The sequence below is a fragment of the Micromonospora sp. NPDC047762 genome, from assembly GCF_043204655.1.
GTDB lineage: Bacteria > Actinomycetota > Actinomycetes > Mycobacteriales > Micromonosporaceae > Micromonospora.
In genome coordinates this window covers 404,984-430,929 of the sequence record NZ_JBIDCQ010000008.1, presented here as the reverse complement: position 1 = coordinate 430,929, position 25,946 = coordinate 404,984, and the positions used below count along the sequence as shown (strand labels likewise).

Below are 25,946 nucleotides of genomic sequence, written 5' to 3'. Positions count from 1 at the left end.
GTCACCACCGCCACCAGCACAAAACCGAAACGCGACACAAAGAAAACGAACACTTCGAATACCCCAAGGCCACGCCGCACAGGTTAAAGATCAAGCTAAGGCGTGTTTCAGAAGTCGTGGTGGCTGATGAAGATCCCGGCGTGGCGGTGATCGCGGATCCTGCACGGCCATATCTCCGGCATCCCTGACCTGAGCTTGCTACCGGCCCGCGGGGCTCGTCGTGTTCCTCCGGTACGGGGTGGGGAGCGGGCAGCAAATCGCACGTCAGCCACGATCTCGGCGGACCACATCGAGCCATGACCGCTCCCCACCGCCTACGCGCGCACCTACCTGTCAGCTGCCTGGCTGGGCTTCGAGGATGAACTTCCTGGTGAACTGCAGAGCGGCGATGGTCTGGTCGATGGTGGTGACGTCGAGTTCAGCGCCGCCGTCCCCCCCGAGGAGTTGTAGGTAGGCGAAAGGCTGCGCCCGGTCGGTGAGGCTGCTGATGGTGATGTCGATGCTGCCGGGACTGCCGGAGGTGATGAACGGAACGCTGGTGATGGGGCCGCTGTGCAAGAGGTGATTGCCCAGTTGGCGGTACTCGGTGATCTCGGCCTTGGTGTGGCCGATGCACCACGGGAGGCGGTGAGGGCAGGGGAAAGCCGGCGCGCCACCAACAGTCACGTCCTCGATGGGCTTGCGCGGCCACGTTGTGTCAACGGGGATGCCTGCGGTCTGGACGAGAGTGAGCAGATGCGCGGCGAGGGTCCTGGCCTCAGCCGGAGTGAGCCGTAACTCGGCCTGCTCGGATTTACTGACGTGCACGCGCGCCGTGGTGGAGCGGTAGTGCTGCGCGACGCTGACCTCGAGTTGCTCCGGGCGTCCCTCGGCGGCCGTCTCGAGCAGCAGGTCGATCAGGGTCGCACCGGCGGCGGAAGGCAGGTCACCGAAATGCGTGCGGTCCTCGTAGGCGTCCTCGGGTTGATGGAGGCTGGCGCACCAGGACGGGCATGCGGTGTCCTGCCAGAACGGGCCCTTGAGGGCGCGTTCGGTTGGCAACGGCGCTTCCGCGAGCGCGGCGGCGCGGCCGAGCAGGTCAGCGAGGTGTTCTGCCTCCCCAGGCGTGCATCTCACCCAGGAGTCGGTGGCAGTGGGATCGCGGTACAGGGTGAGCGCGGGGTGAATCTCGTCAAGGCGTTGCGTCAATCGGATGACCAGCGCCGCAGGTACCCACCGATCCGGGTGCGGCCACTGATCGCCACGGTCAACCACGTCAGCCAGCGCCAGACGCATCACAACCGGTTCACCCTGGTGCCGTCGGTCAGCGCGCCGGTCGCTATCGAAATGGCCGTGCACACACCAGACCGGGTCGGCGATGCCCGACCGAGCAGTCGTCGCCACAGCCCTCGCCGTGCCGGCGTTCTCCGGGGATGACGGGCGCTGCTGCGCCTCATCGCTTCCGTCCATGCCCGTGGGGGGCCAAGGTTGTGGTGGGCTCGGCCTTTCTGCGGCAGTCGGAGCGGCGGTCTGGGAGAGGTTCGGGTGTAGGGCCATTGGGGCGGGGCTCCTTCCACGGCACGGCTTCTCGCCTCACGTGCGGAGAGCAAGTGTCCCGACATCCGCAGCACCGAGATCGGACAGAGTGTGCGGGTTACTCGCATTTCTCCCGCTGGCCCTCAGTGCTCAGCAGGAACCTTGGCGGGCTGACGTTAGGGTTCACTTCCTCATGCCCGTAAGGCGTCGATTACCGCGACCATCCTTGCCCAAGCCTCGCCCAGCAACCGCACGCTGACGCCGTCACTCCGCTACTCCCGAAGCGCCTGGCTGATGGTGGCCTTGTCGATCTCGTCAAGCGCGGCGAAAGTCGCGATGACGAAACGGGTGGCGAGTTCGTGCGATGAGCCGTCGGCGTGGGCGTTGCGTAGCACAGAGGCGGCGATGGGCAGAGGGTTTGCCGCCGGGATTCCGTCGGGGTGATCGGTGTCGATGAGTGCCTGGCGAGTCGCAGCGACTAGATGGGCGACCTGTTCACCTTGGGCGGCGGTGATCTCGATCGTGGTGGCGAGCAGGCAGGCTGCGACGCGGGCCGCCAGGGCTGGCCTTTCGAGGAAGGTTGTGGCGCCACGCACGGCCGCGTACAGCCACTTGTGAGTTGTGACTGGTGCGTGGGTTCGAACATGCATGGTGAGGCGCTGGTAGAACGCCACGGTGCGGCGCAGGTCGGTCCAGGTCGCCGGCCGGGCGAGTGCGGCGGCGACGGCGACGGGGTTCCAGTTGTCGTCCGCGGCGAGCTTGAGCAGGCGCCGCTCATCCAGCGGCAGGTGACCAATTCGGCCCTTGATCAGTCGTTCGATGCAGTCTTCATGTTGTTCGTTGGTGATCGCACCGGTGGTGAGCAACTGATGCAGAACGGCAACGGTGGACGCAGCCTCGACGCCCGTGCTTCGGGCAAGGCTTCGCAGGGCTGGGTCATCGCTCCAGAGCACGGCATCATCCGCGCGCGACAGGTCGAGTGGCGATACCCAGACACCAAGCGCGCCGGGCAGTGGCTCGTCGAAGGTACGTCCAGTGAGCGGGGCACTTCGGCGGGTAAGTGCCTCGATCGCGGCGTGGAGCCGGCCGGCGTCTTGGGCCAGCCGCTCCGCTTCGGCCTCGGCGGCCTCATCGAACAGTAGGCGATCGTGTTGGTCCTCGTACCGCGCAGAGCCCGCGGCCCCAAGCGCCAGGGCGTCCTCGGCCGCAAGGGAGTCGAGCATGACGTCGTCGGTGGTCAAAACCCGGGCGAATCGATTCATCACCATGCGACGGACGTCGTCGGGCAGCGTGAGTAGTACCGTGGCCGCCGGCAAGTCGATCACGATGTCGTGATCTTCAGCCGCCTGCGCCGCCTCGATACACGCGGTGAACTCGCGGGGGTCAGGGACGTGGGCAGGTAAGACACCGTCGCCGCGGCGCAGACAGATCTCGGCGTAGCTACGTTGAGCCGTAGCCGCGAGCATGGCGAACGAGACCTGACCGCGAGCAAGGCCGTGCGCCAGGCGCCGCCACACCAGCTGCTCGTCGCTCGTGTGGCGCATCATGGCGATCATGTCGGTCCGCAGCCGGTCGAGGTCGACGCTCTGCAATCGGCGCAGATAGCGGCTATCGGGCCAGCGCTGGAAAAACTGTTCGGACTCCGCGGCGAGCTGAGCACTAAGCCGATCGGGCAGTTCCGCGAGTTCAGGCCACGGCAGCATCAGCCTCATCAGCACAAACGCGACGAACTTTTCGTCGTCGCCGAAGCGGCGCAGCAGGCGCAGGCATCCCGTGACGGTCTCTACCGGCTGTCCCCGTCGCCGGTGCAGCTGGATCCAGGCTCGGGCGTCGGCGGTGTTGGACGGGTCGAGCGGTTGGGGTGCCTCGTGCAGGGCCCGCCACGCTTCGGTGACGTCGCCACGGTTCATGTGGGTGCGGATCAGCGCCCAGCGGGACCTGGTGTCCTCAGGCTCGACTTGCGCCACGGTGCGTAACAGGTCGCAGACGCGGTCCAACCGTCCACCGTCGTTGGCGAGTTGCGCCGCCAGCCGCAGCGCGTCAGCCCGACCGCTCCAGTCCGGATCGGCTGCGGCGAGCAACGCGTCGAGTTCTTGTTCTGCCTCAGCGGTACGCCCGGCGCGGGTGAGGACCTCCGCCGCGGAAAGGCGCAGCGATCGGTCACCAAAATGGTCAGCGGCGTCGCGGAGAGTCTGAACCTGATTATCGATCTGGCCGGCCGCCTGGTACGCCTGCGCAAGGCTAAGGGCAGCGGTGACCGACGATCGCCGGCGATCGCGCAGCTGCACGATCGCCGACCCGGGCCGACCGGCGGCCAGTTCCGTCATGGCGCGCAGTTCGACGGCTTCGTCCGGGTGGCGCTCAGCGAAGGCTGGGTACCGGGTCAGCCCGTCGACGCCGATCTGCGCTAGGCCCAGCAGCGCCTGAGCGAGGTGCTCGTCGCTGTCGCCCGCCAGCTCGGCAGCCCGCCACCAGTGCGGCTGCGGGTCCTGCCCGTCGGCCTGAGCAAGGTAGGCGTCGATCCGTGCTCGCCCAGGCCCATAGGGGACCTGTTCGGCACGTTGGCGGGCCAGGTCGAGCTGACCAGATTGGATTGCTGCCATGGAGACGCACTGGCACACCTCCACTGAGGCAGCCTCGTAGGCGTTCGCCTCACCACCGGGGGCACCAAGTTCGAGAACTCGCCGCAGATCCATGAGCAGAATGCTCGCGTGGCAGGCCACCGCGACCGCCTGCGCGCTGTCGCCGCGGTAGGTTCGTCGATCATCACGAGCCCGGACCGCCAGGGACCGCGCTTCGCGCAGGTCGGCGTCCCAGTTCGGCGACTCGCCCCGCCGGGCTCGAGTGATCAGCAACTGCGCACGCGTTAGGGCCAAACCCGCCGCCCACTGGTCGCGCAACGCCTCGGCGAGCACGTGCAAGCCGCGGTCGATGGTGTGACGGTCCAACACCGCGGACGCGTTGGCCGGCGCGGCGAGCCGGAGTCGAAGCGCCGTACGAAGGGTTCGGTCGCTCGGATCTTCGGGCGCCCACGCCTCGACGAGGCGCGCTGCGGTGTCCCGATCACCGGCGAGCAGCGCCACAACCGCACCGGCGAACGGCTCGCTATCCGCCGACGATCTCGTCAGGCACTCAAGCGCGGCCTGCCGGCCGTCGTCGCCGCCATTCTCGTCATAAATTATCGCAGCGCGAGCGAGCCAAAAGGCACGGCGCGGAGAGCCCTGGTTCGCCGCAGCCGTGAACAGGTCCGCCGCAAGGATGCGGGCACCGTAGGAGGCGGCCAGTTCACCGGCGGCGAGTTGAACCTGCCAGGAGACCGCACCGAGCCATTCCGGTCGACCTTCTTGCCACCCCCGCAGCACCTCGGCAGGGCGTTCCTCGACAGTCGTCACCGCGCTGATCAGACGCCATGTCAACGTCGGATCGTCACGCCAGGCCGCGAGCAACCGGGGGCCGTTCAGCGCCGGCAACTGCCGCAGCCGCTCATACATCTGCTCGTCCCGTACACCCACCGCAACGGGGGCCGGCGTCAGCGGGACGATCGGCACCACGGTTGCGACATCGCGAACCACCATGTCATAGGTCACGGTCGCGGCGTTCTGGGCGTACTCGGCGGACAACTCCCGTAGCCGCCGCCACACGGCGGCGGCCCGCGACGGATCACCCACCAGCGAGACGAGCCGGCTGACCACACCGGTGCGGTCAGCTTGGTCATCCCCTTCAAGCCGCAGTTCGATGATCCGCAAGGCCTTCAGCAGCCGCCACGTCAGCGCATCGCGTGTCGCGGTGTCCGGCAGCGGTATGCCGCCCTGCGCGGCTGCCGCCGCCACGGCGTCATCAAGACCCCTCAGCCGCCTATGTATCTTGACGTTGGTCGCCCGCGGCGCAAACACGGCCCTGCGGAACGCGGGGTCGTCCGGCTGACGACGCGCCAGCGATGCCAACTGCGCCAGTTCGACAGCGCCAGGATGCGGGGCAGCGACCGCGAGCCCAAGCCGTTCCCGATCGGCATCGAGCCCAGCGCGCCGGTCGACCACCATCCGCAGGTAATCCACCAGGAAGGTGACGAACGAGGCGTTGCCACCCCCGATGGTCGGTGAGCGACGAACACCGACATACATAGTCCTCGACATCGACGGGCAGTCGCCGAGCACCACGAGATCATCGACAGGGCACGTGGCCCCCTGCTGAAACCGAACCTCACGAACCGTGAACTCGTCACCCAGACCAACGATGGGGTGCCGCAGCAACAACGCAGCGAGCAGCATCGCCCCGTAAGCATGCTCCAGAATGGTCCCGCCACCGCCCGTGGAGTAAGGGCTGGCGTGCCCACGGTCTGTCGGTCCCACTAGGTCGCGCCGCTCCCTTCACCGGTACCCGCCGCCGGACGGGCACCCGGCGACCATCATGGGGCACCGGGTGGACAAGGTCAGTGGAAGACGCGCCGCTGTCGACGTCGACGTCGACCACTTCCGCCGCGCCGCCACCCCCTTGGACGAAGAGATAGCCTGGAGGCGGGTGGCGGTGACGGCACCGTCGTGGCCGGTGACTTCTTGACGACGCTGTTCCACGCCACCTGGACCGTGTCGTGGGGAGGTGGCCGCGGCACGTTGATCTGCACCGGACCGGTCTTGTCGGTCAGCACCGTCTTCGCTCTGGTGCCGTTGCGGACGTTGCCCGGCTCCACCCCAGCCGACTCATGCTTCTCATAGCCGAGGTGCTCGGTCATCTCCTCGTTCAACGCGGTCTCCAGGGCCGTTTTGATCAACTACCTCAGCCGCCGGTTCGGGCCGGTCAGGAACAGCTCTTGCTCCTTTGCCGCCCGGACAATCTCGGCGGCGGCCTTCGCCTCCGCCGACGGCTCAGGCCGCTTCTTAGGTCCGGCCTGGTGGGTGAGTGTCGCGGTCATCACGGCACCCTCCTCACCAGGCAGAAGCCCGAGGGGTCAGATACACCGTTAGATCCACGGACCCCCGATCGAGGGCGGCCAGCGGGCAATGTCTGCGTGTTCCTGCCAACGAAGCGCTCGCCGCCGACCCGGACGCGCTCATCATCGAGGTGATGGCGATGCGCGTTCACTGGCCGACCGGTCGCCGGGTCGAGGTTTAGCTGCGGCTGCGGCTGGCCAGGTAGAACAGGTAGGCGGCATTGCGGCGACGGTTGGTGCGGGTCGCGAAGTAGGGGGCGAGAGACGTCGCGGTGCCGAGTGCGCCCGCTGCGATACCTGCGGGTCCGCCAGCGGCACCGAGCGCAATTGTGGCGATGCCTCCGAGGACCGGGGCGATGACGTTCCAACGGCGTTCGGTGCGGATGGTGCGTTCGAGTTGGCGGCTAGCGTGGGCGAGATCTTCGCCGAGCCGGGTGAGGGCGTCGGCGCGGGTACCGAGGTCGCGGGCACCGTGCATCGCGCTGCGGACTCGGTGGCGAAGGTCTTCGACAGCTTCCTCTTCGGCGGCAGCGCGGGCGAGGGTGGCCGGGTCGGCTGCGGGCAGAATCGGGATGTCGGCCCAGACCGCAGCCTGGGCGGGCTGGTCGGGAAGAGCGCCTTTACGGGCGAGAAGCCGGGCCTGGAACGGTGACGTGGTGAAGTAGCCTGCGGTGAAGACCTCGCCGGTGACGAGGCGTTCGTTGGCACGCCGGAGGTACGCACCGACGGCCTTGTCGAGATTCTGCTCGCGCCAGGGCCCGTAGTCGTGGGTGGGGTCGTACGTGCCGAAGAGGCGGGACGTGAAGGTGGTGTCGCCAGCGGGGCCGGTCTGGACCTGGTTGTGGCGGGAGTACATCCACATGTGGGGCCAACGTTCAAGGTCATCGATCGCGGTGATGAACATCGCTTCTCGCGCGGTCGGTCCTTCGACGAGCATCTGGGTCCGAACCCAGTCGGTGAGATCACGGCGCCGCAGGTCGCGCTCGGTGAGGGCGTTGACGGCGGTGGCCTGGGCGGCGACGCCAAGTGCCTTGGGGACGGGGACGACGAGCCCGGCCTCGATCAGGGGCCGGAGTTGCCGTTGTTGGGTAATGGCCTCGCGGACGGTGTCATCGTCACGGCCGGTGACGAGGGCGGCGAAGACACGGTCGGGGACGCAGACGTGGTCGGCGAACAGGAGGGCCTGGCCGACGAGGCGACCGGGGTCGACTTCGTCGTTCCAAAGCACAGTCGGGTGAGGTTCGGGCAGACGGGAGAGAGCGGAGAGGGCATCCATCACGGCAACGGCGATCCCGGCGACGCTCTCAGCGAGGGCGTCCCTGTCGCGTTCGGTGTGGTCGTAGAGGTCGAAGCGATGCTTGCCGAGAACGGTGAGCGGCAGTGTCGCCACTGGTGCCGGCGCAGCCAGCAGCGCCCGGATGGCGGGCGGCACTTCGACGGGCCGGGCATTGGGCCGGCCCGTCGGGATGGTGATCGCGACGCCGTCCGGGGGTACGTGCATGCCCCCACGGGCCACGCGCGTGGTCGGAGAGAGCCAGATCCAGTCTTCGTCGTCGTCCTTGCCGATCGGCTCGCCGGGCATCGATCGCGCCCGGAGTCCGCCGTGGCAATCCTTGTACTTCTTGCTCATGCCGCACCAGCAGGGATCGTTACGGCCGAACTTCGCCAACGGGTCCATCACTGTCCAGTGTCGCAGGCTCCGGCCAGTCACAGCCGGCGCGCCGATCGTCCGGTTCAACGCTGGCCGCGCACCTTGCGAAGCCGACGAACACGGCAGTTCCCCTCATCTTGACCTTGAACCTGTGGGGCGTCCGTGAGTACCCCGGCTGATCATGCCGAAAGCCTCGGTCGATCATCTTCTTGAGGGGGAAGAGGCTCGATGCCAAGGGCTGTCCTTCGGCGGTAGTTCCACGCCTGTTTGACGGCGCGTACCGACCCGGTGTTCGAGTTGGCCGACGCGGTGTTGTGCGGCGACGGACCGGTGCGTTCGCTGGTGGGCGAGCATCGTCGCTACTGCCAAGCATCAAGAAACTCTTGGTAGAGTTCGGGGTGGCTTACCCGGAGGGCCGCGAGGATCCGGACGGCTTGCTCGGCGAGCTTAGCAGCCAACTGAACGCGCTTGCCTGCCGAGATTCCCTCGTTGATGAAGGATCCTTCGAGGTCGGCGAAGGTGTGATCGACGGCGGCCACGAGATCCTGGATCGGCTCCTCGCCTCCGGCGTCGAGGGCGGAGAGGTCGGCGGCCGCGAGAAGGCGTTCAACACCGTCGGGTCCATCACTCCATCCGGCGTCGGTTTCGCGAGGGGGCAGCAGGTCTCGCAGGACACCGGGGTGGGCGTCGGCTAGGAAGGTCAGGTACTTGAGCGCGTATACGTAGAGGTCGACGGCTGTATCGACCACGTTTTCGTCGGCGGTCGATCCGATGGTGGGGGCGACCATGTTGAGGCGGTCAACCTTTCGCGCAATGTTCGCCATGATCGATATCTGCTCGCCGCGCCGTTTCCAGGAGGTGCCGTAGGAGGCATCTTTCTGTCGGTGGAGGTTGGCCACGACCGTTCGGAACGTCTTGGCCGTCGACGTGTCATCGCTGGCGGCCGTCCTTTCGGGTTCCAACATGGTGAGACTCTGGGCATCGAGGTCCAGGCGGACGGTGCCGCCGCCACGGCGTCGGAGTTTCCGCCAGGCGGTGAAGCCGGTGAGGATTGCCTTCTCCCAGTCCGCTGTCCGGTGTGCGCCGACCTCGAGGTGGGCGACCATGCCCTGGATGGTGTCCAGGACGTCGTTGTCGACGTGGTTCTTGGCTTCGAGGTAGTGGTGTCGGCTGGCGTAGGCGAACACCAGGGCGGAGATGCCTTCCTCGATGGCGATCGCGCGGCCGCCGTCTTCGGCTTCGTCGGTCTCCGGGTTGCTGCGGCGTTTGCGTTTCAGCAGTGACCGCAGGACTGGTGACCAGCCGAGGACGGCGGCGTAGGACAGGTGGAAGATGTCGTGGAAGCAGTACCCGTCGGCGATGTGTGAGGCGTTGGTGATCGGGTCGCCGACCTGCTGGCCGTTACAGGTGAGGACCGATACTTCGCGGTCTTCGGGGCCCCGGGTCAGGGCGAAGACGAAGTCGGCGTGTCGTGGGAGCTGCTCGTTCGCGTTGAGGTCACCGTCGAATGGGATCGCGTCGGCGGGGGTGTGGCGCCAGCGGTCGCTGATCTTGCTGAGGTTGGCGGTGGCCACGTCGTCGAGGTCGAGGTTGAGGTGGTACGCCACGGTTGATAGGTACCAGAGGGCGTCGCCGAGTTCCTCACGCATGCGGGCCCGGAACTCCGGGTCGGCGGGCCCGTCGCGCAGCTGCTTCTTGTAGGCGGTCAGCACCGCGCCTGCCTCGCCGGCCAGGCCGAGTAGTGCGACCGTGACGTCGTCGCCGGCCGCGGGCAATGGCTGGATGGTCTTGGCTGCGCTGCGCTGGTACGCCGTCATCTCCACGCGTTACCCCTCCGAGCCTTGATGGATATCCCGACAACTTCGCCGATCATGTTTGACTGTCCCACAGGGAGTGTCGTAGAGTCCAGCAGTACGACGGATTTTCCGACAACCAGCGGAGCGAGTGATGCGGAGCCTGGCCGATCCCACAGTGGAGGCGATCGTGGACGTCGTCGTGCGTCTACTCGCGGAAGAGCGCGGCGAGTCCGAGGCGGACGTGCGCGAAGAGCTGGTCGAGGGCGGCTGGGAACTGCCGATCGACTCTCTGCGCCTCGTCGAGATCCTGGTGCGGTTGGAACAGGAACTCGAGGTCGAGGTCCCCGCTGACCTCGAGTCGGCTCGGTCGATGCGTTCCGTGCGCGCCTTCGCGGAGGTCGTACTAGCTGCCTGCACCACCGGCGACAGGAGCCCAACATCATGATTAATACGCCCGATCCCGAGGCTGGCCGTCTCGGCGACTCGACCTTTCTGAGTGACCGGCTAAAAAAGACCCGCGAGTACCTCAACTTTTCGCAGCAATGGGTGTCGGAGCGAACGGGCATTCCGCGTTCCGCGATCAGCGAGATCGAGCGGGGCGCTCGGCGGGTCGACAGCTTGGAGCTGAAGAAGCTGGCCAGACTCTACCGCTACCCGGTCAGCTATTTCCTCGACGAGGACCTCGATGCCATCCCCGCCGAGCACGCGGTAGCCGGGCTGCCCCGCTGGCTGACCAATCTCAAGCCGGAGGACCTCAATCAGGTGATGAGATTCGCCCAGTTCCTGGAGATGTCCTACCAGGCCGACGCCGAATCTGACGTCCACGAAGGCCATCCCGTACCGGACCGCCGAGGAGCATCATCGTGAACTGGTTGATGGCCCACCGGCTCGCCGGCATCGCCGCGGCCAATCTGCGCCGCCGCCTCGACCTGCCCGAGGACCGCTACGTCGATGTGTTCGCCGCGTTGAAGCGCTGCGGTCTCGTGGTCTCCGGCCAGGATATGCCGACCTTGTTCGGCATGTACTTCCCGCCGGGACCGAGTCGACACGGCGGCATCTTCCTCAACAGCACGATGGGCGAGGCAACGATCCGGCACACTGCCGCGCACGAACTCGGTCACGCGGAGCTCGGGCACGGGCGGTGCCTCGCCGACGGCCGTGACCCGTTCAGCACGACGCCGCCGCAGCAATGGCCGGACGAGGAAAAGCAGGCGGAGGCGTTCGCGGCGTGGTTCCTGATGCCGATCCGGGCGGTCAAAACGACCTTAACTCGACTGGGCCTGGATGTTCCGCGCGAGGCCATGGACATCTACCAGATGTCGCTGCACCTGGGCACGTCGTATCGCGGGACACTGCGCCACGTCCAGCACCTCCGGATGGTGAGGCCGGGAGTCGCTAGGGGCTGGGCAGCCGTTCAGCCGGCGCGCTTACGCGCCCGCCTCGGCGGGCAGGGCGCCAATCGTGTCTGGGAGCTGAGCGGCCTGACCGAAGGTAGTCTTCTGCCGGTTGAGCAGGGCGACCGTCTCGTCGTGCGGGCTCCCTGGCTGGGTAACTGCCCAGAGTTCGCCGGCCTGGATGGGGTGAGCATGCTCGCCGACCCACATGCCGTCTCCCCCGGCGACGGCGTCGAGTTTGACATCACCGGATGCATCGACAGCGAGTCGGTGTTGATGGTGAGGTCAAACGATCGCCGGGAAGCCTGGTCGGTCACCCTGATGCCCACACCCGACGACCATCGCGGACTCATCGCCAATGCGCGGACTCAGCTGCTGGTCGGACCGATGAGCGGAGCGCGGCGGTGAGGATGATCAGCGTGGAGGCGTCTAACGTGTCCACCGCGTGGTTGGCCGTCGCGGGCCGCCTTGACCGTGAGCCGAAGCGGAAGGCGATCCACACCGTGGTCCGGATCGCCGACCCCGTTGCCGAGACGCCTGGGGTGCGAGAGGCCATGGATGACCTGTTGGCAGCTCAGAACCTCCAGAGCGTCGACACGGTCGCCAACACGATCTTTCCCGCAGCGATCGCGTCCTCCAGCCGTGACCACGCGGAGCTCGTGGGCCGATACGTGCGGATGTACCCGTTCCTACGGAAGCGCTACTCGCAGAACCGGCGCGGCACCTACTTCGGTCGGTTGATCCAATATCCGGCTGGTGGCGAGCTGTTCGACCAGATCGGCGCCGTCATCACCCGCATCGGCATCGAGCGCGATGGCGGCAACCCCAAGCAGGCGCGCTACGAGACCGTGTTGGCCGTTCCCGACGACGCCTCCACGAACGCGCCGGTCTACATCCCGGGCCGGGACAACAATGCGATGGCGTTTCCTTGCTTGAGTCACTGTTCGTTTCAGCTGGACACGGAAGACCACGTCCATCTGCTGGCGACGTACCGCAGTCAGTACATGGTTCAGCGCGGCTACGGCAACTACCTTGGGCTCGGTCGGCTACTTGCCCACGTCGCAGGGCAGGCAGGCCTGCGGGTAGGCCACCTGACCGTGGTGGCGGGCCTCGCGCATCTGGAGTCGCCGATCGTGCCAGTGCGCCGGATGCTGACTCGCTTCGCCGACGTGCCGTAGAGCTTGACGGCGGGGTGGCGTTACCGCGCCTGGTGGGCCTCGGCAGCGGCTAGGGCGCGGGTGACGGCGGGGTTGTCGAGCACAGTGAGGCATTCATCCGCATATGCCGAGAACCTGGCCACGGTGTTGGCCAGTTGGGGGTCGGCGCTAAGGTCGATGTGGCTGCTCTCGATGTGCAGGTCACGGTGGATGCGGGCGCCGAGCTGGTCCAGCGCGGTGGCCAGAACAGTGACAGCGTCCGCGTACGCCACGTCGCCGCCGGGCTGCGGGTCTAGGGACATGGGGCCTCCTCGCTTAGGCGGTGGATGAGGGTGGATCATTCGGTGGGGGATGCCGCGGTCGGCAGGCGGTCGTTGATGCCCCACTTCGGGGGGAACCACGCCGTCAGCAGCGCGGTGTCTTGGCGGTAGTTCTGTTTGATCTTGGTTCGGCCGCTGATGCCGGCGATGTCGGGGTGTGCGACGCGGGCATACTTGTCGACCTCGCAGAACAGGTTTTGGCAATCGATCAGTTGGAGGCGACGGCCCCCCAAGGTGGGAAACGACAGCCCCAGTCGCGAGAAGTGCTGTTCCTGCGTGTCGGCAACGTAGTGGATGATGTCGGCCTCGATCCCGTCCGCGGCCGCGCCGAAGCACTTGCGGATACCGTCGCGGGCGCCAGGACCCGGTACGACGAACTCCATCTCGTCGAAGGTGAGCGCGGCAGCGTAGTTGAGGTCGATCGCGAACTGATAGGCCAGGAAGTTCCCGAACGCGGGGAACGACCGGAGTATTTCGAACACCTGACGCAGTCCTCGGGCGTCGGCAATCCTGGCGGGTGTCGACGACTCCATCATCATCTCGATGAGGCGCAGGTGGTTGCGATGCTTCCGTGTCTCGCCCAGCTTCGGTGGCGGGATCACGTAGGCAGCGGAGTAGAGCCGCTCCCCGGCCGCGAGCGCCTCACTCAATACGGGATCCAGGGTCTCGAACCGGTACCCGCTCCAGGTCGGCGTACCTACTGCCACGCACAGTCGATGCCAGGTCGACGAGCGGTTGAACAGCTTGAACAGCACAGTCCGGAAGAAGACTTCGCTCCAGGTCTGGTCGCCGCGGTAGATGACGTCCCGGATCAGGTGCTGGCTGACCCGATCGGCAGCGCGGTAGCAGTTGGTGAACCGGTAGTGCCCAAGGATTGGATCCTCGGTCCAGGGGTGAGGCGCTCCGCCTAGGCGGGCGATGTAGATCCGTTGCCGGGACTCCGCAAACCTCCAGTAGGTGTCGAAGACCGGTGTCGGCGCCAAACGCCGGCCCGCAACTGTGACAGCCCCACGGCGGTCTGTCGAGCCACTCACCGCCTGATCGACTATCGCCCCGAGCATGTATCTACTATATATTAGATAACCATTCAGCGATAGAGGGGCGGGTGGGGCGTGAGCCTGTTGAAGGATTCGCAGCGCCGCACGACCTCGGTCCAGTGGCCCGCCGAGGTCGACTCGCACCTCGATCTTCTTGTCGGGCTAGCCGCGAAGGAAGGGATCCCGATCAGCCGCGCGCAGATGCTGTCGGCGCTCGTGGCGAACGCGAGCCTGAGCGGCCCGACGGTGGCAAAGATGGCTCGTCGCTACCTCGGCCAACTCAAGGTCGGGGATCTGGCTCGCGCAGCGCGTCCCGACGACCTTCCGGAGGTACGCCACCGCGGCAGACAGCGCGCCCACCCCACCCACCCCACCTAGACAGAAGCGACTTGGCGTTTCCTCCAGCGACAGCCATCCGGCTTCATCCCGAGCAGCTCACTCGAACCGGTGCGCAGCCGCACCATGCCTGAGGACTGGGGGTTAGATTGCCGGGGAGGTGGCACGGCTGAGCCGCATGACGCCGCAGCACAACTTCCTGCGTGTGGGCCAGCTAGTGCCGACTGATCAGGAGGTTGCCAGCCGGTCTCCGTTGCGGCGTGATCGCCGTGCCCACCGTACGCGAGGCTTCGACGCTCCACCGGCCCGATGCGGGCCGGCCTCTGTTGCAGCCATCGGTGCTCCGGTCTCCGGTGTATGCCGCGGACACGCTCCACCGGCCGGATAGGGCCGGTCTCCGCTGCAGCACCAACTCCTACGCCCGCTGAATCGTCGACACGTTTACTCCACTGGCCAAGAGCAGCACCCGGCGGTGGGCGCCGCGGGCTCCACCGGCCGGGCAGGGCCGGTCCCCCGTCGCAGCTTCACGACGTGCTTCTCCCGCCTGCGAGTGCGCGGAGTTCCACCAGCCGGAGATGGCCGGTCTCCGTTGCAGCCGGTTGATCAGCTTGGGGGCGAGCACCCAGAAGTAGCGTCCCATCGGTCAGAGACGACCGGTCTCCGTCGCAGGTCGTCTTCCAGAAGCGTGGGGTTCTGGATCACTGCTGCCGGCGGCACCCTGCTCGCTACCACAAGAGCAACCACATTGGCGTACTGCGACGACAGCGTGCCGATCGAACAATGGGTCGCGAGAGCCAGACAAGCCGGTCTCGACGCCATGGTTCTCGTGCCTCTGAACGCCCATGGCGACGAGACGGGCCGGCTATCCCCCACGAACGAGGACGTCTTGGCGATCATCCAGGCTGCAGTGCTGGAGACCCCAGCCAAGAGAAGTGCGAGCCGCTAAGAGCACTGAGGCACAGATGCTCTCGCATCCGGGTCGATGGTGACGTACATGCTCGGGATCCACTGCGGATCCGGCGTGCTCAATCGGTACCAGACCGAGGTCGCCGGCAACCGGTCCTCCCACGGCCTGTCCTTGATCTCGCGGCCGCTTGGGTTGAGGCACAAAACAGACACGCTGCCGTTCTCCGGGTAATGGGCAACCTCCGTGCCCTTGCCACGCGTAGTCGGATCGCTGTAGGCCTTGACACCAACGAACCGGTTGGTGTCAACATCCATCGTCCTAGTGATCCGTGCTTCAAAGGTTCGGCCGGTGGATCTGACCAGGCTTCCGGTGGAGGAAACCTGGCTCGAGTCCTTATCCGGCGAATCGGACGGACGGTTCGCCAGGATGAGAGCAACAACCGCAGCAGTAGCACCGATGATTCCTGCGATGCTTGCCGCTACCTGCAGCGTGCCCTTCCCCTTCTTCGCTGGAGGATTGGTGTCACCAGCCCGGTTTCCGGTTCCGGAGTTTACGTAGACGTTGTTGGCGTCCCGGATCTTGAAACTGTTCCCTTTCTTTTCCCGCTTCCTGCTCTTCTCCTTCTGGGTGTCGGAACCGCTCGACTCCTCAGGGTCCGGGTTAGGTGGGGCTATCGTCACGGCTTCTCCTTCCCTGGGGACGATCACCATAGTGGAGCCAAATTGATCTCTTCCAGGAGGCCCGGCCCTTACAACACTCATGGACGAGTCAGGCGCCAACGGTGTCACAATGCATCGCATCCCGTGATTGCGCCGGGGGAAGAACCGTCGATGAGTCACCCCCGCTGAGGTCACTGGATGTTGCGGCGGACCGAAAGGCCCTTTCCGAGGAGGCTCGCCTGCAATAGATTGGAATAGATTTCGCATTACAGAGATCAATTTGCGGCGAGTCCCGAACCATGCCATCCTCGGGTCAAGTTTGCTCGTGAAACGCTTCACAAGCAGGGGTGGGCCTTATACGCCCGCCCGGCCGTCCATCTTGGCCGCGCTGGTCGCGGTTAACCCCGCTGGCCTGCTGTTCACTGTCGGATCCACCTCCCCTGAACACACCCGTACGGCCTGTACCGGCTTACGATCCTCATGAAAGCGACACGTGACGGAAGGCCGGGTACTAACACCTGCTCCACCATGGTCCTCGGCACCCCACAGATGCCTTGCTTGATCGCCGTCCAGCCGTCGGCGAGGCGCCGGACACCACCGACACGCTCCGCGTCAGCATCTGGTCACTGGCGACGCAAAGAATGAACCAACCGGGAACCGCACTCGCCGTCGGAGACTGGCGCCATCGGCGACTCATCGCAGCGACGGCACCGCCCTCGTCGGGTCGGCTAGGCCCCAGTTGCCCCGGTACCTAACCCGACCATGTCGACCGAAGACTCCGCGCAGAGAGGTTCCGCCTATGAAGCCGCTCCGCTCCGCCCTCGTCGCCAGTATCGGACTCGTCCTGGTCCTAGCGGTGAGCCTCGTGCTTCACCAGCGCACACTGGAGTCCGTCGAACCCGGCCTCCCCGTCGCGGCTGGCCAAGCCGCGGAAACTGCCCCCGCCAACCCGCGGTGGCGGCTCAACCCGGACGGGACGCAGGCGGACGAGGGAGTCAGCCGGGTACAGGCCCCCAACACCGGCGACCAGGTCCGAGTCCGCGAATGGCCGCAGGGCAACAACGCCGGCCAGACGCAAGGCTTCGGCATCATCGACGAGCTCGATGCCGGCAGTCAGGTGGTCATGAAGTGCTGGACGGACACCAGCGCGCCGAGGGACGGTACCTCCCGCCGGTGGTTCTGGGTTGTTGAGGCGCCGTCGGGCAGCCCACACCCGGGGGTGACCGGGTACGTGTGGTCCGACCTGGTCTGGGACCAGATTAGGGTGCCGAAGTGCGACGCGTCGATGACTCGGCCAGTCGATCCACTGAAGCACAGCGTCGTCGCGCTGACGCAGGGGAAGGCGGCCCCGTCGGGCTACTTTTACGCGGTACGACTTTCGGCGTTTCCGCCGGGCTGGCACGCCACAGTGCAGTGCATGGACGACAACGACCCCGACGTGTTCAAGAGCTTCGACCTGGTGGTGAATGCCGACGGCGCTGCGGCGAGGGACGACGGGTGCTACAGCGGGGACAGCGGCGGGCACTGGGTGAACGTCTGGGGCGTCGAGTCCGAGCACGTGACGTGGCCAACCTCGGTGGCAAGCCCGGCGCTGCCGACCAGCGGTGCGGATGACGAACCGCCAGCCAGCGCCGACGGGCCGCGCCCGGAGACGCCAGCCCGGCAGGAACCTTCCGGCCCGGCCACCCGGACTTTGTTGGTGCAGAACCTGGTAACCAACGGCGCGACGGCTATGCGCGAAGACAAGCCTGCGTACCTTTCCTCCCGCACGGAGCCCACCTGCCAGACAAGGGGTTGCGCCCTCGAGGGCACCAACATGAGCACCGGCGCCCGGATCGTGGCCACCTGTCAGCTCGACGGGAGCACGATCACCAATGGGCAGAACAACTCCCCGAACGATGACGCCAACCCGGGCCTGTTCAGCTCGAGTCTCTGGTACGGCGTCCGATGGTCCGACGGGCGGTCCGGCTACCTTTCAGAAGTCTGGATCCAGCCGGACGGGCGAGGCGGCCTCGGATTGCCACATTGCTGACTTCTATCAGGTCTTCTCGATGGGATGTGACCGGCCGGAGAGCTGGCTAGTCACGTCCCATCGGCCGTTTGAACTGGAGGAACCTGCAGGAGAGGCGCAAACCGCGCTTACTCTGCATGGTTGGCGCACGCTGCCGGAGGTTGCCGAGCTTGAAGCATTCCGGCAGTGTGTCGTCGCAAAAGTTGGCCACTCGCTCAAGATTCACAGACCACCGCTGATCTTCAGCAAGCGAGCACAGCAGGTACCCGTTGCGACCTGCAAACCCAAGGCAAGCTTGAAGAGCGTGCAGGTAGAAAGCCTGCAATCGCAGATAGAGCATCGTCTTAGGAAACCGATGCTCTATCGCCAGATCTAGGAGGACGCGAGTCATCAGGTCAGGTGCTTGGGGGCGGTACCCCTCGACAGGGAGCGGTAAGCCTCGTTAGGCGCCGCCAGGTAGGCGTCGTAGCCCTGGCAAGGACCCCGCCCGGACCCACGAGCCGGCCGACGATCTTGAGACGCGGTCGGGTCGTCGATCGGCAATGGCTGTCGTCAAAATATCGGTGAACGACTGTAATCACAAAGGTCTCCCACAAGATCAGCTGTTTCCCGAACTCAGCGGCACGATGACCGAGGTCAGACGATCCGCTAGCAGCTGCAGTGGCTGCCCGGAGGCAGCCGCTGGCCTGGTGGGCGCGAACCGGCCATCTGGAGAGACGCCGAGGTGGTGGTCGACGTCGCGGCAGGCGTGGGGCTTGCATGTCGAGCCGTTTTCGGACAGGACGCGTTCGATGGTGATGCCGCGCTCGGCGAACCAGGCCGCAGCGTTGCGGAGCACTTCGGTAGCGGCCGGCTCGCGGCGCACGTTGATGTACCTGCGCCCGAAAGGCACAATCGCGGGATGATCACGAGCGTGTTCTTCGATGTGGGCGAGACGATCGTTGACGAGTCCCGGGAGTACGGCACCTGGGCTGACTGGCTGGGCGTCCCGCGGCACACCTTCTCGGCCGTCTTCGGCGCGGTCATCGCTCGCGGTCTGGACTACCGGGAGACGTTCCAGGTGTTCCGGCCTGGGTTCGACCTCGCTGAAGAGCGGCAGCGCCGCACCGACGCCGGGCAGTCGGAACACTTCTCCGAGGAAAACCTTTACCCGGACGCCCGACCGTGCCTGGCCGACCTGCGGAAACTGGGCGTGCAGGTCGGCCTGGCTGGTAACCAGACCGCCCGAGCCGAGACCATCCTGCGCGCGCTGGACCTGCCGGTCGACGTGATCGGCACTTCGGACGGCTGGAACGTCGAAAAGCCGTCAGCCGCGTTCTTCGACCGCGTCGTCGCGGAGGCCGGCTGCCCCGCCGCGCAAGTGCTGTACGTCGGGGACCGGCTGGACAACGACATCCAGCCAGCGCAGGCGGCCGGGCTCGCGACTGCCCTGGTGCGACGGGGGCCGTGGGGACACATCCTCGATGACAAGGCGGTCAGCGACCGCTGCCTGTTCCATCTCGACTCGCTGGCGGAGCTGCCGGAGCTGGTGCGCAGGCATAACGAGTCGAGGGCTTAGCTCCCCGGAAGAGCGGCCCGGCTGGTCGCGAGGGCGGCGACGCGTTCGTCGAGTTGGCTGCCCTCGCGGCTGTCGCCGAGTACCTGCCGGACGGCTCTGACCCGCTCCAGCCCCATGCCGTACCAGTCGGCCTGCAGTGCGTCCAGGGCCTGGTTGAGGTAGTCGGCGGCGTGGTCTCCGTCGCTGCTGTGCGCCGAGGCCAGGTCGGCGAGGACGACGCTGCGCTGCTTGGCGCCCGTCGCGGTCAGGCCGGCGAGAGACGTGGCCAGGTGGCGGGCGGCCTCGGCATGGTCGCCAGCGGCGAGAACTGCATAGCCAGCGAAGGAGTGCAGTCGGTCGGTGTCGTAGTAGTCGAACCATTCGGGCATTTCGGGTCGCGTCGTGATCGCGGTGGCAGCGAGGTCGATCTGGTGGCGGCTTGCTGCCCCAGCCCCGGCGCGGGCTTCGACTTCCGAGGCCACGCAGTGCAGCCAGGAGCGGACGGCGGGGCTGACGCCGTGCCAGGTGTGCTGGAGCGCCGCGTCGATCAGTGATCGGGCAGCGGTCGGATCCTGTCCGAAGGCCGGGATGAAAGCCATGTGGCCGAGGACGGTGGCGGCCAGCGCGTGGTCTCCGGCCTCACGGGTGGCGGCGAGGGCGACGTCGTAGCAGCGTTGCGCGACGGCAGGCTGGTTGAGATCGAAGAATGCCAGTCGTGCGGTGAGGAGCGCCGACTCGGCGAGGGCGCTGGCGAGGGTCGCCCGGCTGGTGCCGGTGGCCGCGCGGACGAGTCCGGTGCCGAGCTGTGTGTGGGCATACGCAGCCTCGTACAGCGGGCGTGCGGGGCTGGTCCAGTACAGCGTCCGCTGGCACCGCACGATCTCGGCGTAGGCCCTTGGATCTATGGCCTTGGCTTGGGCGTACGCAGCCTGCGGATTGAGTGATAGCAGCGGCGCCACCAGGGGAAGCATGCTGGCGCCGAACAACGCGCGCAGGACGCTGGCCCGATCCCAGCCGGTTTCGTCGCCTCCAGTGATCATGTCCCACAACCTCCTGAACTCGTGCAATGTCTCTGCCTGCGGACGCATCGCCAGCTCGTCCGGAGTAAGCAGTCCCAGCTGGTCGGCTGGCTTGTCGAGGATGGCCACGAGATGTTTGCGGTAGCGCGGGTCAGGCCAACGCTCACCGGTTTCCCACCGCCGCACTGTGTTCGCGTTCAGCCCGGTATCGGTCTCGCCAGCGTGACTCATCCCCGTGCGGATGCGCTCGGCGACCTCCTCGTAGGACCAGCCCCGCTGGAGCCTCTCCCACGCTAGCCGCCGGTTGGCGGGGTAACGCCGTCCGGTCATGCGAGCACCTCCGTGCGTCCTCTGTTGACGACGGCCACGTTAGCCATCTCCGCTACGGGCCGTCACTACCTGGTTGCGAGCGGACGGATGCTGGACGGTACCGCTTGGCTCCGCCGGACGGTTCGCTGTTGACGAGCATCGAAGGCCGCTGCTTGCGGCTCCAGCTCACCAACCCATTGTCATCGACGCCAGGGGATTCATGGTGGAGAGATCGATCGGATCGGGCAAGACGGCCGGAGAGCTGACGCCGCTTGTTGTGGTGGCGACCAGAGGTGCGGTCGTGAGGTTGATTCCTCGTCTGCGTACCGCCATCGGGGCTGCGCGGGCGGGTGACCGGCGGGGTGCTCCCAGCCGCCGCCTCACCTCGGCGGGCCCGCCTTCACACCGGCGGGCCCGCCATGACTCGGCCGAGCAGCGGGAATCGGCCGACCGTCGGACGGTGACATCGTGACCGTGTACATCTCGCGGCACGCCTCCGCAGGCGCCACGGGTGCGCCCGGTCCGGCGGCGCGGCCCGTTGTGCCACCGACGGACCGGATGACGACCTTCCGAGGCGACCCGCCCCTACTGACCTTCGTGTGGCAGCGCGTGCTGTCGCCACCGGCTCAGCGCGGTGGTCGCCGGTGACGGCGCGGGTGCTGGTGACCGGCGCCGCCGGCTTCATCGGTTCGCATGTCGTCGACGCGCTCCTGGCCAGAGGCATTCAGGTGGTCGGCCTGGACCGCCGCCGGCTCGGTCAGGATGCGCTCGCCGATGAGAATTTGGCAGCCGCAGCCGCCAATCCGCTGTTCATACCACTCTGCCGGGATCTGGCCACCGACCGGCTCGATGACGCCGTGGACGGCTGCGACGTCGTATTCCACCTGGCTGCCCGGCCGGGCGTCCGGCCCTCTTGGGGTTCGGAGTTTCACGACTACGCCCAGTCCAACGTCCTCGGCACCCAACGGCTGCTCGACGCGTGTGTGCGATCGGGCGTTCGGAGGCTCGTCTACGCCTCCTCGTCCAGCGTCTATGGGCCGGCAGACCGACCCAGCCGCGAGAACGACCGGACCAGCCCAGTATCCCCGTACGGAGTGAGCAAGCTCGCCGCCGAGCAGCTCTGCGTGGCCTACGCGTGCCGCCCCGACAACCGGCTCAGCGTCGTGGCCCTGCGCTACTTCACCGTGTACGGGCCGCGCCAGCGACCTGACATGGCCATCGGCCGACTGCTGTTCGCGGCCTATACCGGTCTGCCGGTCACCCTCTTCGGCGACGGCAGCCAACGGCGGGAGTTCACGTACATCACCGACGTCGTCGCCGCGACGATCGCCGCCTCTCAGGTAGATGCCCAGTGCGCCGTGGTGAACATCGGCGGCGGAGCGAGCGTTTCTATGCGGGGCGCGATCCAGGAGGCGTCCACGGTCACTGGACGGCACATCCCGGTCCAGGTGGCCGACGTCCAGCCGGGTGACGTTCCCTCGACGGCCGCTGACCTGACCCTTGCCGGCCGGCTACTGGGCTACTGGCCCACCGTCGGCCTGCACGAGGGCATGGCCCGGCAGTCCGCCTGGTTGGTCAACCTTTCCCGCGACCGACTTACCGCGTTCGCCTCCTGACGGAAGGAAACCCTTTTCATGATCGTCTTGACTGCGGACTCTGCGAGCGAACTCTTCGCCGCCGCCAGTCAGGCAGTGCTGCTCAACGGCCGTATCGCCTGCCCGCGCGACATGATGACCACCGAGGTCGTCGGCGCGCACCTGTGCCTGACCAACCCTCGGCGCCGGCTGGTCTCCGTGCCACCCGTACGCGTCATCAACCCGGCATTCGCCGTCGCTGAGGCGCTGTGGATCCTCTCTGGCTCGGATGACCCGTGGATCTTCGACTTCAACGACAACCTGCGGCGCTACGCGGACGACGGGATCCTGCAGGGCGCGTACGGGCCACGGATCCGCCGGTGGGGTGGCAGCCTCGACCAGCTCGACGCGGTCGTCCGGAAACTGACGGCCGACCGAGACTCCCGACAAGCCGTCGTCCAGATCTACGACCCGGCACGCGACCACCGCGGCTACCGGGACGTGCCGTGCACCCTCGGATACCGGTTCCTGATCCGGCAGGGCCGGCTCGAGATGCACACCAGCATGCGCAGCCAGGACCTCTGGCTCGGCTTCCCGTACGACATCTTCGCGACCACGCTCCTGCAGGAACTGATGGCCGGCTGGCTCGGTGTCGAGGTCGGCGAGTATCACCACCACGTCGACTCACTGCACCTCTACGCCGATCACGCTCCGGCCGCCGCTGAGTGTCTCCACCACAAACCGACCGTCACCGAGATGGATCCGGTCGACGTGGACTGGCCCAGCCTGGACGTTGTCCTCGCGCAGGTCATCTCCGGTGACGAGAACCTGCCCGACGGCACCCTGTGGGACACGTTCGGACGGGTGCTGACCAGCTACCGGACATGGAAGCTCGGCGAGCGGGACCTGGCTAGCAAGATCGCCCACGACACCCCGGGGCCGCTCGGCGCTGCCCTCGTCGCCTGGTACCAGCACCTCACCCGGCCGGCCCTCGCATCGCCGGAGCTGGCATGACCGCGAATGTGGTGCTTGGGCTGTGCGCATACACGCATGACTCGGCCGCAGCGCTACTAGTCGACGGCCACCTGATCGGCTTCGTCGAAGAGGAACGGCTCGACGGGGTCAAGCACAGCAAGGCGTACCCGGCACACGGGGTCGCCTGGCTGCTCGACGAGGCCGGCCTGACGCCGTCGGACGTGACCACGGTCGCGTACAACTTCAACGGACGCCGCTACCTACGCGCGCTGGGTCAACTGCCGACCCATCTGCGACAGACTGCCAGCCGCGCCCGAGCCGTACCACGGGCCCGCAGCTTCACCACGGTCCACCGCCGCTACCAGGCCCGGATGCGAGACCTGGCCGAGCGTTTCCCCCGCGCACACCTCCAACCAGTGCCGCACCACCGCGCGCATGCCCTGTACGCCTTCGCCGCCGCCGGTGTGGATGACGCAGCGGTCCTGATCGTCGACAGCCTCGGCGAGTTGCAGACCACCACCACCTGGCACGCCCGTCAGCGCAACTCACGACTCAGCCTCGACCTGGCGCACGCGATCGACGACCCGGCCTCCCTTGGCTACGCCTACGGTGCCGTCACCGAACACCTCGGCTGGCGCCGCGGTGACGAGGAAGGCACCGTGATGGCGCTGGCCGCCCTCGGCGACCCCGCCCGGTTTCGAGAGCTGATGTCCCGGGCGATCCGGCTCACCACCGACGGGTTCACCCTCGACCCAGCTCTGATCGCCCTTCGGGTGCTCGCCAGCCGCTACGGCCGGGTCACACCCGCGTTCACCGCCGCGACCTGCCCGCCCCGCCTGCCGACTGCACCGATAGAGCCCGTGCATGCCGACCTGGCCGCTGCAGTGCAGGAGCGCACCGAGCAGGTGATGCTGCATCTCGCCGCGCGAGCCCGCCGGCTGACTGGCTCCGGGCTGCTCTGCCTAGGCGGTGGGGTCGCGATGAACTGCGTAGCCGCCGGCCTCATCGCCCAGGCCGGCATCGTCGACGAGATACATGTACCACCCGCCCCCGGCGACGCGGGCACCGCGATCGGCGCCGCCGCCCACGCCTTGCTCGAGACGACCGGCCGCCCACCCACCGGCATACGCCACCACTGCTACCTCGGCCCCGCCTATCCCGACCTGGCACTACCGGCCGTACCGCGAGCGGGACTGCACGCCAGCCGCCCCGCCGAACCCGCCCACCATCTGGCCCGGCAGTTAGCCGACGGGGCAATCGTGGGCCTGTTCACCGGCGCGCTGGAGGCCGGGCCACGGGCACTGGGGCACCGGTCGATCCTCGCCTCTCCCCTGGAGGCCGGTGTGGTCGAGCGGCTCAACGCCACCGTCAAGTTCCGCGAACCGTTCCGGCCTTTCGCCCCTGTCGTACTCGCCGACAAGGCCACCGACTACTTCCGGCTACGCCAACCGTCGCCGTACATGTCGCTCGCGGCTCCCGTGACCGAGCTGACCCGCGACAAGCTGCCCGCGATCGTGCACGTCAACGGCACCGCCAGGGTCCAGACCGTCACGCGCGAGCAGCACCCTTTCCTCGCCGACGTTCTCACCCGCTTCGGTGAGATCACCGGCCACCCCGTGCTGATCAACACCTCACTGAACATCAAGGGCAAGCCGATCTGCGGCACGCCGGAGATGGCCCTGGACTGCCTGGCCGAATCCGGCCTCGACGCACTGCTCATCGAAGACCAATGGGTGACCAAGTGAAGATTGGCTACAGCTTCTGGGGATTCCTCGGAACCGGCATCACCGACACCCCGGACGGAGGCCGCAGCCACCGCCGGACCTTGGTCGACGGGCTACGTGCAGCCGGCCGTGACATCGTCTTCCTTCAACCCAACCGGGACCTGTGCGAGGCCGGCGACGATCTCACCGGCCACTACCGCTGGGACGTCGGCCTGCCCGATATCGACGCCCTGTTCCTCGAATGGCGCTGGCCCATTCCCGGCCGCAACACCACCGTCTGCGGGCGACCCGGCCATACCTGCGACCTGCATCGGCAGGCCGATCTACTCGACCACTACACCCACCAGCTCGGCACCCCAACGATCCTGTGGGACAAGGACCGTCGGCTGCCCGCAGCGGACCCCCTGCGCCGAACCCGCTACGTCACCGTCTGCGAACCCGCTCTGCACCCGACTCCGGGCGCGGTACCACTGCTCTTTCCTGTCGCCGACACGGCCATCGACGCCGCCGACCCCACCACGCTTGTAGCCCTGCCCCGTCGTACCCCGCTGGTCTACATCGGCAATCAGTACGACCGCGACCACCCGTTCGACACCTATTTCGCGCCGACCGCCGCGCAACTCCCTCACCTGATCGCCGGCAAGTGGGCCGACACCAGGCGCTGGCCGAATCTGAACTTCATCGGCCGAGTCCCGTTCCCCCGCGTCTCCGCGATCTACGCCGACGCGCTCGCCACCGTCCTGCTGCTGCCCGCCCGATACGCCGCCGCCGGGCAGATGACCCAACGAATCTTCGAGGCCGTCCTCGCCGGCTGTGTGCCGCTGCTGCCCGCCGACGTCCGAGGCGCCAATGCGTTCGTTCCCTCATCGCTGATCGTCGGCGACGCCGCAGACGTGCGGCACCGCATCGGCTGGCTCACGGAGATCGCCGGCACCGGTGAGCACGCCAGCCTCATCACCGAATGCCTCCGTCACCTCGACCCGTTCCGGCTCTCAACCCAACTCGAAGTGCTCGACTACCTGCTGCGCCACCCGGAGCCGGTGCGGTCATGACTCACAGTGTCACCACTGAACGAGCTCACCGCACCTCTACCCTGGA

Annotated in this window: 25 protein-coding genes; 14 read left to right on the top strand and 11 right to left on the bottom strand. The window is 67.1% G+C overall.

What is annotated here, in order from left to right:
* A partial coding sequence (locus ACGF3C_RS25330) for a hypothetical protein (protein WP_393225744.1) occupies positions 1-188 on the top strand: 188 nt, incomplete at its 5' end.
* Between the two features lie 145 nt (positions 189-333).
* Here ACGF3C_RS25330 and ACGF3C_RS25325 read toward each other — a convergent pair.
* The 6 genes from ACGF3C_RS25325 to ACGF3C_RS25300 all read right to left on the bottom strand — a co-directional run bounded on the left by ACGF3C_RS25325 (position 334) and on the right by ACGF3C_RS25300 (position 9,910).
* The gene (locus tag ACGF3C_RS25325) at positions 334-1,449 is read right to left on the bottom strand and encodes a DUF6907 domain-containing protein (RefSeq protein ID WP_393225741.1); all 1,116 of its coding nucleotides are present in this window, start codon (positions 1,447-1,449) and stop codon (positions 334-336) included.
* 338 nt (positions 1,450-1,787) lie between these two features.
* Entirely contained in the window at positions 1,788-5,783 is a 3,996-nt protein-coding gene (locus tag ACGF3C_RS25320) for a hypothetical protein (RefSeq protein WP_393225738.1), read from the bottom strand.
* A 161-nt stretch (positions 5,784-5,944) separates the two neighbouring features.
* Positions 5,945-6,283 carry a transposase gene (locus ACGF3C_RS25315; protein ID WP_393225735.1) on the bottom strand — a complete coding sequence of 113 codons (339 nt, stop codon included), beginning with the start codon at positions 6,281-6,283 and terminating at the stop codon, positions 5,945-5,947.
* Complete coding sequence (locus ACGF3C_RS25310) at positions 6,284-6,424, bottom strand: hypothetical protein (RefSeq protein WP_393225732.1); 141 nt, start codon at positions 6,422-6,424, stop codon at positions 6,284-6,286.
* A 196-nt stretch (positions 6,425-6,620) separates the two neighbouring features.
* A complete protein-coding gene (locus ACGF3C_RS25305) occupies positions 6,621-8,120 on the bottom strand; it encodes an SEC-C domain-containing protein (protein ID WP_393225729.1) in 1,500 nt (499 codons plus the stop codon).
* Between the two features lie 332 nt (positions 8,121-8,452).
* Positions 8,453-9,910: a nucleoside triphosphate pyrophosphohydrolase family protein gene (locus tag ACGF3C_RS25300; RefSeq protein WP_393225793.1), complete on the bottom strand. Its 1,458-nt coding sequence runs from the start codon at positions 9,908-9,910 to the stop codon at positions 8,453-8,455.
* 130 nt (positions 9,911-10,040) lie between these two features.
* Between ACGF3C_RS25300 and ACGF3C_RS25295 the strand changes: the two genes are divergently transcribed.
* The 4 genes from ACGF3C_RS25295 to ACGF3C_RS25280 are packed head-to-tail and all read left to right on the top strand — an operon-like array spanning position 10,041 to position 12,461.
* The gene (locus ACGF3C_RS25295; protein WP_393225726.1) at positions 10,041-10,334 is read left to right on the top strand and encodes an acyl carrier protein; all 294 of its coding nucleotides are present in this window, start codon (positions 10,041-10,043) and stop codon (positions 10,332-10,334) included.
* Positions 10,331-10,756 (top strand): helix-turn-helix domain-containing protein, encoded by a 426-nt coding sequence (locus ACGF3C_RS25290; protein ID WP_393225723.1) that lies wholly within the window; start codon positions 10,331-10,333, stop codon positions 10,754-10,756. The genes ACGF3C_RS25295 and ACGF3C_RS25290 overlap by 4 nt, the downstream gene beginning before the upstream one ends.
* A complete protein-coding gene (locus ACGF3C_RS25285; RefSeq protein ID WP_393225720.1) occupies positions 10,753-11,691 on the top strand; it encodes an ImmA/IrrE family metallo-endopeptidase in 939 nt (312 codons plus the stop codon). The genes ACGF3C_RS25290 and ACGF3C_RS25285 overlap by 4 nt, the downstream gene beginning before the upstream one ends.
* Before the next feature lie 2 nt (positions 11,692-11,693).
* On the top strand, positions 11,694-12,461 hold the full coding sequence (locus ACGF3C_RS25280; RefSeq protein ID WP_393225717.1) for a hypothetical protein: 768 nt from the start codon (positions 11,694-11,696) through the stop codon (positions 12,459-12,461).
* A gap of 20 nt (positions 12,462-12,481) precedes the next feature.
* On the opposite strand, the gene ACGF3C_RS25275 is transcribed toward ACGF3C_RS25280, so the two are convergent.
* Together ACGF3C_RS25275 and ACGF3C_RS25270 are read right to left on the bottom strand one after the other, a co-directional pair.
* Positions 12,482-12,742, bottom strand: coding sequence for a hypothetical protein (locus ACGF3C_RS25275; protein ID WP_393225714.1), 261 nt, complete (start codon positions 12,740-12,742; stop codon positions 12,482-12,484).
* A gap of 35 nt (positions 12,743-12,777) precedes the next feature.
* Positions 12,778-13,821, bottom strand: coding sequence for a nucleotide kinase domain-containing protein (locus ACGF3C_RS25270; RefSeq protein ID WP_393225711.1), 1,044 nt, complete (start codon positions 13,819-13,821; stop codon positions 12,778-12,780).
* A 51-nt stretch (positions 13,822-13,872) separates the two neighbouring features.
* Between ACGF3C_RS25270 and ACGF3C_RS25265 the strand changes: the two genes are divergently transcribed.
* Complete coding sequence (locus ACGF3C_RS25265) at positions 13,873-14,175, top strand: hypothetical protein (protein WP_393225709.1); 303 nt, start codon at positions 13,873-13,875, stop codon at positions 14,173-14,175.
* Between the two features lie 373 nt (positions 14,176-14,548).
* Here ACGF3C_RS25265 and ACGF3C_RS25260 read toward each other — a convergent pair whose 3' ends face one another.
* The gene (locus ACGF3C_RS25260) at positions 14,549-14,773 is read right to left on the bottom strand and encodes a hypothetical protein (RefSeq protein ID WP_393225706.1); all 225 of its coding nucleotides are present in this window, start codon (positions 14,771-14,773) and stop codon (positions 14,549-14,551) included.
* Between the two features lie 302 nt (positions 14,774-15,075).
* Positions 15,076-15,720 (bottom strand): hypothetical protein, encoded by a 645-nt coding sequence (locus ACGF3C_RS25255; RefSeq protein ID WP_393225703.1) that lies wholly within the window; start codon positions 15,718-15,720, stop codon positions 15,076-15,078.
* Between the two features lie 778 nt (positions 15,721-16,498).
* On the opposite strand from ACGF3C_RS25255, the gene ACGF3C_RS25250 reads away from it, so the two are divergent.
* The 3 genes from ACGF3C_RS25250 (at position 16,499) to ACGF3C_RS25240 (ending at position 19,268) form a co-directional block, all read left to right on the top strand.
* On the top strand, positions 16,499-17,731 hold the full coding sequence (locus ACGF3C_RS25250) for a hypothetical protein (RefSeq protein ID WP_393225700.1): 1,233 nt from the start codon (positions 16,499-16,501) through the stop codon (positions 17,729-17,731).
* 19 nt (positions 17,732-17,750) lie between these two features.
* A complete protein-coding gene (locus tag ACGF3C_RS25245; RefSeq protein ID WP_393225697.1) occupies positions 17,751-18,086 on the top strand; it encodes a hypothetical protein in 336 nt (111 codons plus the stop codon).
* A 525-nt stretch (positions 18,087-18,611) separates the two neighbouring features.
* Positions 18,612-19,268, top strand: a complete 657-nt coding sequence (locus tag ACGF3C_RS25240; protein WP_393225791.1) for an HAD family hydrolase — start codon at positions 18,612-18,614, stop codon at positions 19,266-19,268.
* On the opposite strand, the gene ACGF3C_RS25235 is transcribed toward ACGF3C_RS25240, so the two are convergent.
* A complete protein-coding gene (locus ACGF3C_RS25235) occupies positions 19,265-20,596 on the bottom strand; it encodes a multiprotein-bridging factor 1 family protein (protein ID WP_393225694.1) in 1,332 nt (443 codons plus the stop codon). The genes ACGF3C_RS25240 and ACGF3C_RS25235 overlap by 4 nt on opposite strands.
* A 447-nt stretch (positions 20,597-21,043) precedes the next feature.
* On the opposite strand from ACGF3C_RS25235, the gene amcA reads away from it, so the two are divergent.
* From amcA to ACGF3C_RS25210, 5 genes are read left to right on the top strand one after another with little or no spacing between them, the layout of a single operon-like run.
* Positions 21,044-21,223: a multiple cyclophane-containing RiPP AmcA gene (gene amcA / locus ACGF3C_RS25230; RefSeq protein WP_393225692.1), complete on the top strand. Its 180-nt coding sequence runs from the start codon at positions 21,044-21,046 to the stop codon at positions 21,221-21,223.
* The gene (locus tag ACGF3C_RS25225; RefSeq protein ID WP_393225689.1) at positions 21,220-22,191 is read left to right on the top strand and encodes an NAD-dependent epimerase/dehydratase family protein; all 972 of its coding nucleotides are present in this window, start codon (positions 21,220-21,222) and stop codon (positions 22,189-22,191) included. The genes amcA and ACGF3C_RS25225 overlap by 4 nt, the downstream gene beginning before the upstream one ends.
* 18 nt (positions 22,192-22,209) lie before the next feature.
* On the top strand, positions 22,210-23,163 hold the full coding sequence (locus ACGF3C_RS25220) for a thymidylate synthase (protein WP_377674241.1): 954 nt from the start codon (positions 22,210-22,212) through the stop codon (positions 23,161-23,163).
* Complete coding sequence (locus ACGF3C_RS25215) at positions 23,160-24,869, top strand: carbamoyltransferase (RefSeq protein WP_393225685.1); 1,710 nt, start codon at positions 23,160-23,162, stop codon at positions 24,867-24,869. The genes ACGF3C_RS25220 and ACGF3C_RS25215 overlap by 4 nt, the downstream gene beginning before the upstream one ends.
* Positions 24,854-25,900, top strand: coding sequence for a hypothetical protein (locus ACGF3C_RS25210; RefSeq protein ID WP_357221715.1), 1,047 nt, complete (start codon positions 24,854-24,856; stop codon positions 25,898-25,900). The genes ACGF3C_RS25215 and ACGF3C_RS25210 overlap by 16 nt, the downstream gene beginning before the upstream one ends.
* Positions 25,901-25,946: the final 46 nt, after the last annotated feature.